This window comes from Blautia sp. CGZ-1-C1 (assembly GCF_056504575.1).
Window position 1 is genome coordinate 1 of the sequence record NZ_JBWLUT010000083.1, and the last position, 8,025, is coordinate 8,025.

Genomic DNA, 8,025 nt, shown 5'->3' on the forward strand with positions numbered 1-8,025 from the left:
CGTCGGTTAAATGTGGTTAAATGTCGGTTAAATGGGTTATTTTTATTTATTATGAGTGCAGATATGCACAGTTTGTGCTTTCATCTCGGTAATTGAATTGCCGAGGATTCACGCTTATTATCCTAAAAATACCTCCAAAGTAACAGATTTTTATATTTAATCTGTCTGCTTTAGAGGTATCATATCATGCTATTTGCAAAGCATTGAAATCCGGAAGTTGATTAATAACCCCAATTGATTATTTCCCAACTCTTTTTATCTGCCGTTTTCACTAAATACCATTGCCAGTTGGCGTATATATCATTAGGATTGAACCCACCATCTCCACCTTTTTCGTCTGTATCAAAGATTGATAATACCACAATAAGTTCTTGGTTATTCTCTTTGTGATACTTCTCAATTTCTTCTGCAAATCTGTTTTCAACATCCTCGTCATAGCGAAGTTCAGCAAGTGTGCAACCTTTAAAATCTTTTGCAAATTTTTTCTCTATGACATCAAACGCTTCATTGATTGAATTTTCACCATAGAGTGCAGAGTAACCAACAACACGATTAACATTTGATACATTTCCTCTATTTCCAGTTAATACAAGGACTGTTGCCACACCTGAAATTACTAATACAGCACATATCACACTTATACTTTTCTTCTTCATACAATCACATCCCTTTGTCAAATCCCGAGTTGTATTATCACTTATCTTTATCTTTTTTTGAAAAAATAAGACTGCCAGATATACCAAAAGATATACCCAAGCATATTCCGATTCCAATTCCCGCCATGCTGTTTAATGAGTTTATAAAAACAACACTCCAGAGCATCGCTGCTATGATTCCAATGATGATACCTATAACTGTCCTTTTGCTTTTCATAAGCTTATCCTCCAACACCACATATCATTGCCCCATAACAAGGAAATCTATTGTACATTATTTTTTAAGTTCATAAAAAAAATTGCTATTTTATCCAACTTTGCTTCATTATATTCTGCAAAATCCAAATAATATTTTGGAATACTTACAGCCTGAATTTCTTTTTTATATAACCATTGTCTTGTTTTGGCTTCCGGAGCAAAAATAACTGCTTGATGTTCACTGGAAAAAATCTCATTATAAGTACATGCTGAATGGTCTAAAACACACTTCCAATCCATATTCTCATCCTGAAAATATCGATTTAGTTGATTCAAAAATTTCTTTGCTTTTTGCATATAAATGACATTCATAATTGGATTATAATGTTCTCCCTCTATTACAGGAATTTCCCATACTAAACAACACGTTTTCATTTATAGATCCCCCTTTACAAAATGCATAACTCCTCAATTTCCTAATCAATAAAACTTGAAGTTGTTTATTAAACCTTTTTAACCTTAACCAACAACATCATAGGTCTACGCATTTCATTACACATTCCCGGCATACCCATCATATCTGCCGGAGGCATTGCTTCCTCAATAGCCTCAATTTGAAAACCACATTTTATAAGTGGATTCAATATCTGCGTTAATGTGTGGTGCTGTTTAATTACTCGTTGACCAAGAAAATTGGTTTCTCTTTCGCCTGTGTAATAGTAATTGTCGATTGGCCAATATTTAGGTTTCCCATTTTCATCATAAATCCAATCTTCATTAACACCTGCGGTGAAAGTCGGATGTTCAATATTGAATAGGAAATACCCACCTACTTTTAATGTGCAATACACCTTTTGATAAACATTAGCTAAATTTTCGATATAGTGCAGTACCAGGTTAGAAACAACTAGGTCATAAGTATTTTCAGGATAAATGTATTCTTCAACACCGCAAACTTTATACTTGATTTTGTCATCAGAGTTATCAGCTACTGCTTTTGCAATCATTTTTTGACTACTATCAATACCAAGAATTTCAGTAGCTCCCATTTGTGCGGCATATTTGCAATGCCAACCGTAACCACATCCTAAATCCAAAACTTTTTTTCCCTGTAATTTAGGGAATAACGGTTGCAACTGATGCCACTCTCCAGCAGCTTTCAGACCATCTTTGCTTCTTCCCATTTCCGCATATGCGGCAAAAAATTCACTATTATCGTAAATATTCCTCATTGATAATTACCTCCACAACTTCCGATTGAGATTTCACCTGTTTTAAGAGATTTAATAACTGTTATATTTTGTTATCAAATTCTCTGGAAGCCATTGAAAACACTGGATTTTTCGCAGGTGAACTTCCCCTTATTGTTTCCCTTGTGTTATATCGTCCCATCAGTGTTTACGAACTCTGATAAGGGAAAATACAAGGGCACAAGATGTCCGGTGGACATCTGCTCTGTGCCGACCGAAGCGGCAGCGGAGACCAAAAAAATCATATAAAACAGTATAACACAAAATAAAAATGACATGGTGAACTGATTGAAATGCTTCTGATTTTTGTAACGAATAATTGATTGAACGATAAGGAGATAAGATACGATGAGAACAATATTTGCAGAATACAATCCACAACGAAACAGCATTGACATTTATACAAATGTTGGCTATATGCTTCGCATTGACTGCTGGGAAGCCGAAAAGGATTTAAAAACCACACCCGGATCAGACTGTGCATTGACTTCACTTGCAGTCGATGAACCACTTGAATATGCGAGATTATACCTTGAGGGAAATTTGCAGATGTGGGTAAATGCCGAAGATTCATTAGAGATATAGAAATACCTTTTAGAACAGAGTAGTCTTTCGCCTCTACGAATATAATTGTGAATTAGACGCTTATATCCGAAATAAACAATTGGAACATACCCGACAGGAGAACTTTCTTTGATAAGTCATGAAAGAAACAATCTATCAGAAAATGCAATCTGACACATAGATGGGCTCGACACATAGAATAAACAAGAAGACTTGCAGGGTTTGTGACCTTCTTTCAAGCCCTCTTATGTATCATTGCGGTACTGGCTGTGTCCGTTCCGTAAAGGACTGCCCTAAGTGTATCGGCTTCACCTTGTTCCTTTACCTCACTATTCACAAATCACTTTTGCTATTTTCGCAATAATATTGCAAATAAAACAATTAGAACTAATATAATTATCAAAAAAATAAACCTTATTTGACCATGAAATCCTAATCCAATCCACTGCAATACTATTATTAACACAAAAACTAATAACGCCCAATAATTTCTTTTCATGCAATTTTTCCTCTATTCACACAATGTGTATCAAACTTAAAATATGCTACAGATTTACCCAAATTAAGAAATGATTTTAAATGACTAACGTAAGTACTCTCTCCGCCGATAAAATTAAGAATTACAGAAACACTGAGTCCAACAACCGAACCAACAGGACCACCTAAAGCAGCTAGCAGTAAAGTCCCTAAACTTTTAGTCGCACCCTCTCCCACATTTATTGCTTTAAGAGCTGCCTCTGCTTGACTTCTTGTCATAGAATATGAAAAAGTCTTATTTTTTACAGTACAGTATCCAATTCCGCCACCCATTCGTGTTTCTTGAGAAGGAACTATATATAGTTCTCCATCTTCATAAATTATAGTATAACCACCATTGGATAAGTCAACATCTTCTTTACTACAAGTCCCCTTCGAATTGTCATTTTGATTATACCTTTCACTAGCAAAAGATACTGTTGACATCGAAAATCCTAAAACCCTTGACAAAATAATTGCTATACAACGTTTAATTTTTTTCAAGATTTTCCTCCTTTCTTGAGGAATTTAAGATTTATAGATGACTTTAAAAGAATGCGCATGCTTTTGTATACACTTAATATATATCACGCTTTTTAAAAATAAAAGACTTGTTTTGAATTATCTTTTATAGTATTCTATAATAGTGGTGATTTATATATAATTTTAATGTTTATTTTTAAGATTCTCTAACAAACTTTTATACTATCCTATAAAACGGTCAATTTTAAAAATTACGAAATTGCAGGCTTTATAACACTTTGTAACACGATATAGACCTGTCCAATAATCCCTCTCATATAAAAATAATCAATGCTTCATTTTTAACACAGGAAGATAAAGACATCTCCCTGTGTTTTTCTTAATAATATCCCCGTTCTTCCCGCCAGTCTTTCACATAACATCGGATTCCGATATAGACCACCTGCCATTCTGCCGATTCAGATTGCGTATTATGCCGGGCTACGTATCAGGGAAACCTGTGGTCCTACCTGGCAGGACATTAACCTTGAGGAACAATGTCTCACCATAAAACGCAGTATCCGCTACGACGGCATGAAACACAAAAATATTATCGGACCAACGAAACGGAAAAAAGTAAGGATTGTTGATTTTGGAGATACGCTGACTGAAATACTGAAAGCTGCCAGAAAAGAACAGCTCAAAAACCGGATGCAGTATGGCGAATTATATCACCGCAATTACTACAAAGAAGTGCATGTGAAAAACAGGGTATATTATGAATACTATCATCTTGACGGAACACAGGAAGTCCCAGCCGACTACAAAGAAATTTCTTTTGTCTGCCTGCGACCGGATGGTTCTTTGGAACTGCCGAGTACACTCGGCATTGTGTGCAGATCAGTGGCAAAGAAGCTGGAAGGATTTGAGGAGTTTCATTTTCACCAGTTACGTCACACTTACACCAGCAACCTGCTTTCCAATGGGGCTGCCCCGAAAGATGTACAGGAGTTGTTAGGACACTCTGATGTCAGTACCACAATGAATATTTACGCTCACTCAACAAGAAAAGCAAAGCGGGATTCCGCAAGACTTCTTGATAAAGTAGCGAGCAATGCTTAAACAAAAATTTCCCTTATTCCCCTTGCAGATTCCGCATAAGAGCAAAAATAAGGGAAAATACATATCATTTCACTGTCTAATGGGCTGAAAAGCCTGTAAAATAAGGAAAGTTCAAGAAATCTCTCCACAGTCGAGTAGACTCACACCTCACAATGTAAGTCCCTCACAGAACCGTACGTGCGGCTTTCCCGCATACGGCTCTTCATAACAATATTTACAGTATCAAAACAAGCTGACATATATCTTTGGCAATGCCAATGGATAGTATTTCAGCATTTCAATGAATCCTTCTCTTGTGTAGCTCTTTCTATCACTTCGTCTATTCAGCACCTTAAACAGAAGTTCTCTGACTTGCTGTTTGTAGTTTGAAATCATTCTGCCGTTAAAGCTGATGCCATAGTACTTATAGTGACCGACTAACTTCAGATTAAGCATTCCCATTAGTTTCTTCAACGATTGGTCTCTATTCGCATATAGCCATACTTTAATGTCTCGGATTTTCTGTCTGAATTTCTTAGAGCTTGTCTTTGGCGTTATGTACGGCATGCCTTTGCGTGAACGTCCACAGTAGAATGTGAATCCCAAGAAATCAAATGTCTCTAATCTGGTAGACTCACCGCTCTTTTGCTTCGCCCTCGCAATGTAAGCACCGCTTTGCAATAGACGGCTTTTACTTTCCTCTAACTGCAAACCGAACTTTTCCATCCGTTCTTTTAGAAGCTTATAGTAGTTTTCAGCTTCCCATTTATATTGGAATCCCGCAACGAAGTCATCTGCATAAACAATCAAGAAATTATCTCCCTTGCATTCCTTGGTAATAATAAACTTATACCAAAGTGTTAATACATTGTGCATGTATATATTTGCAAGGATTGGACTATTATATTTCCCTGCGCCGAACCTTCTTCATTCATCATCTGTTTTCCTCCATCCAGCACTCCTACCTTAAGGTACTTCTTGACAAGACCTATAATGTTAGGGTCTTTGATATAGAGATTGAGGAACTTGATAATCCATTCATGTTTCATATGGTCAAAGAAGCCTTTTATATCAGCATCCACGATATAACAGATTTTAGTGTTGTTTAATCTCTTGTATAGTTCTTTTATTGCATCATGACATCCTCGATTAGGTCTGAAGCCATACATGCAGTTCAGAAATCTCGGTTCATAAATAGCTTCCAATATCTTCTTTAGTGCTAACTGAACTATTTTGTCCTCATAGCACGCAATTCCTAATGGTCGAAGTTTTCCATTGCTTTTGGGAATATATACCCTTATTGATGGCTGTGGCTTGTAGGATTTTCTTTTCAATCTTTCCACCAGGTCATCTATGTTTTGTTCCAGATTCCTCTCGTACTCTTTCTTAGTAATTTCATCAATACCAACCGCTTTGCTACCATCTAATTCTTTGTGGCATTGCAAAAGCATTTCTTTATTGATTAAATGATACAACGACGTGAACTCTGGTCTTGGCGAATGCGCCGATATTTCTGCTATTCTTTCTAATTTCGTTTCCATCAATACCTCCGTCCCTGAGTACGGTTGATGTGTCCTCAGAAAGACCATTATTATGTAGCTCCCTTCCCTCCATTGGCATTGCCCAACTTCTTCGGTACTATGGAGCTATCCGACTGCCTACTATTCCTTTGACATTCTCCTGTTTTGCAGTTGTTTGTCATACTTGCGTTGGCAAGAAACAATAGGCTCTCCCCAGTTGACTGAGTAGTCACAATGTGAAACATAAAGTGCTCTTTGACCCCGTAGAAGCAAACCAACTCTTACCATGACAATTTGGTTTGTGTTGCTTTCCGCTGGAATTAAAGCGTCAGCCTTCTAAATGTCAAAATTTCGAGGCTCAATCACACTCTCTATTTCCTTGCTGTCTACGCTTAGCGACTTCCATTACTGACAGCCACCCAAGACTCGCTACTGGCGGTTGGTTAGACCTTACCAGACAGGCATTCCACCTGTTAGACTACTCGCCCTTGTCTGGGCGCACAATCCCGATTTGTCACTCACATAATAACATATATCCCCTTTAATTACACTTTCCGCCTTACTTTTTTCTGCAAAATCTTTGATAGATAATCGAAAAGCTGCCCTTCCAAAGGAAAGACAGCTCACAATGTGCGATCTCGCACTCAATATTCAATTTTGTAGTAATAGAAGTATATCTTCTTTTAAAATTATTTATCCAAGAATTGTTTTCAGGTCTTCTTCCGGAGTTGTTACCGGAGCGATGTTGTAGTTTTCTGCCAGATAGTTTAAGACATTTGGTGAAATGAATGCCGGCAGGGTCGGACCTAAGCGGATGTCTTTGATTCCTAAATGTAACAGTGTGAGAAGGATGCAGACTGCTTTCTGCTCATACCAGGAGAGGATCATGCTCAGTGGCAGTTCGTTTACACTGCAGTTAAATGCTTCTGCAAGTGCTACGGCTACTTTGATTGCACTGTAGGCATCGTTGCACTGTCCCATGTCCATGATTCTCGGGAGTCCGCCGATGGTTCCGAGGTCAAGGTCGTTAAAACGGTATTTTCCACAGGCAAGGGTGAGGATGATAGTATCATCCGGGGTCTGCTTTACGAAATCAGTGTAGTAATTTCTGCCTTTACGTACGCCATCACATCCACCTACCAGGAAAAAGTGTCTGATAGCTCCGGATTTGACTGCTTCGATTACTTTATCGGCTACTCCCAGTACTGTTCCATGGGCAAATCCTGTCGTAACCTCTGTTCCTCCGTCGATTCCTGTGAACTGGGTATCTTCTGCATAGCCGCCGAGTTCCAGAGCTTTCTCGATTACCGGTGTGAAGTCTCTTTCATCGTCAATGTGGGTTACATCTGGGAAGGATACCATTTCTGTGGTAAATACTCTGTCTTTGTAGCTGGCTTTTGGCGGCATGAGACAGTTGGTCGTGTAGAGAATCGGTGCAGGAATATGGTCAAATTCTTTCTGCTGATTCTGCCATGCGGTTCCGAAATTTCCTTTCAGATGTGGGAATTTTTTCAGTTCCGGATAAGCGTGTGCCGGAAGCATTTCTCCATGTGTGTAAATGTTGATTCCTTTTCCTTCTGTCTGCTGAAGGAGGAGTTTGAGGTCGTAGAGATCGTGTCCTGTCACTACGATGAACGGGCCTTTTTCTACTTTCAGAGGTACGGTTACCGGTGTCGGTGTACCGAAAGTTTCAGTGTTTGCTTTATCAAGAAGCGCCATGCAGCTTAAATTTACTTTTCCTACTTCCATCACTACCGG

General features: G+C 38.2%; 8 protein-coding genes and 2 pseudogenes. 2 read left to right on the forward strand and 8 right to left on the reverse strand.

What is annotated here, in order from left to right:
* Nucleotides 1–221 precede the first annotated feature (221 nt).
* The 4 genes from AC058W_RS06575 to AC058W_RS06590 form a co-directional block, all read right to left on the reverse strand.
* Entirely contained in the window at nucleotides 222–656 is a 435-nt protein-coding gene (locus AC058W_RS06575) for a hypothetical protein (RefSeq protein WP_118609319.1), read from the reverse strand.
* 37 nt (nucleotides 657–693) lie between these two features.
* Nucleotides 694–873 carry a hypothetical protein gene (locus AC058W_RS06580; RefSeq protein WP_019162387.1) on the reverse strand — a complete coding sequence of 60 codons (180 nt, stop codon included), beginning with the start codon at nucleotides 871–873 and terminating at the stop codon, nucleotides 694–696.
* A gap of 47 nt (nucleotides 874–920) precedes the next feature.
* Entirely contained in the window at nucleotides 921–1,289 is a 369-nt protein-coding gene (locus AC058W_RS06585) for a hypothetical protein (RefSeq protein WP_019162388.1), read from the reverse strand.
* 68 nt (nucleotides 1,290–1,357) lie between these two features.
* Entirely contained in the window at nucleotides 1,358–2,086 is a 729-nt protein-coding gene (locus AC058W_RS06590; protein WP_022262569.1) for a class I SAM-dependent methyltransferase, read from the reverse strand.
* Nucleotides 2,087–2,452: 366 nt separating this feature from the next.
* Between AC058W_RS06590 and AC058W_RS06595 the strand changes: the two genes are divergently transcribed.
* A complete protein-coding gene (locus tag AC058W_RS06595; RefSeq protein WP_118609320.1) occupies nucleotides 2,453–2,689 on the forward strand; it encodes a DUF6061 family protein in 237 nt (78 codons plus the stop codon).
* Nucleotides 2,690–3,163: 474 nt separating this feature from the next.
* Here AC058W_RS06595 and AC058W_RS06600 read toward each other — a convergent pair whose 3' ends face one another.
* Complete coding sequence (locus AC058W_RS06600; protein WP_118609321.1) at nucleotides 3,164–3,688, reverse strand: hypothetical protein; 525 nt, start codon at nucleotides 3,686–3,688, stop codon at nucleotides 3,164–3,166.
* Between the two features lie 417 nt (nucleotides 3,689–4,105).
* Between AC058W_RS06600 and AC058W_RS06605 the strand changes: the two are divergent.
* Nucleotides 4,106–4,768: pseudogene (locus AC058W_RS06605) on the forward strand (site-specific integrase); the annotation flags it as partial.
* A gap of 222 nt (nucleotides 4,769–4,990) precedes the next feature.
* Here AC058W_RS06605 and AC058W_RS06610 read toward each other — a convergent pair.
* The 3 genes and pseudogenes from AC058W_RS06610 to hcp form a co-directional block, all read right to left on the reverse strand.
* Nucleotides 4,991–5,314, reverse strand: coding sequence for a group II intron maturase-specific domain-containing protein (locus AC058W_RS06610; RefSeq protein WP_479389849.1), 324 nt, complete (start codon nucleotides 5,312–5,314; stop codon nucleotides 4,991–4,993).
* Nucleotides 5,315–5,398: 84 nt separating this feature from the next.
* Nucleotides 5,399–6,336: pseudogene (locus AC058W_RS06615) on the reverse strand (reverse transcriptase domain-containing protein); the annotation flags it as partial.
* 624 nt (nucleotides 6,337–6,960) lie between these two features.
* The coding region (hcp, locus tag AC058W_RS06620) for a hydroxylamine reductase (protein WP_479389848.1) at nucleotides 6,961–8,025 on the reverse strand (1,065 nt) is incomplete at its 5' end.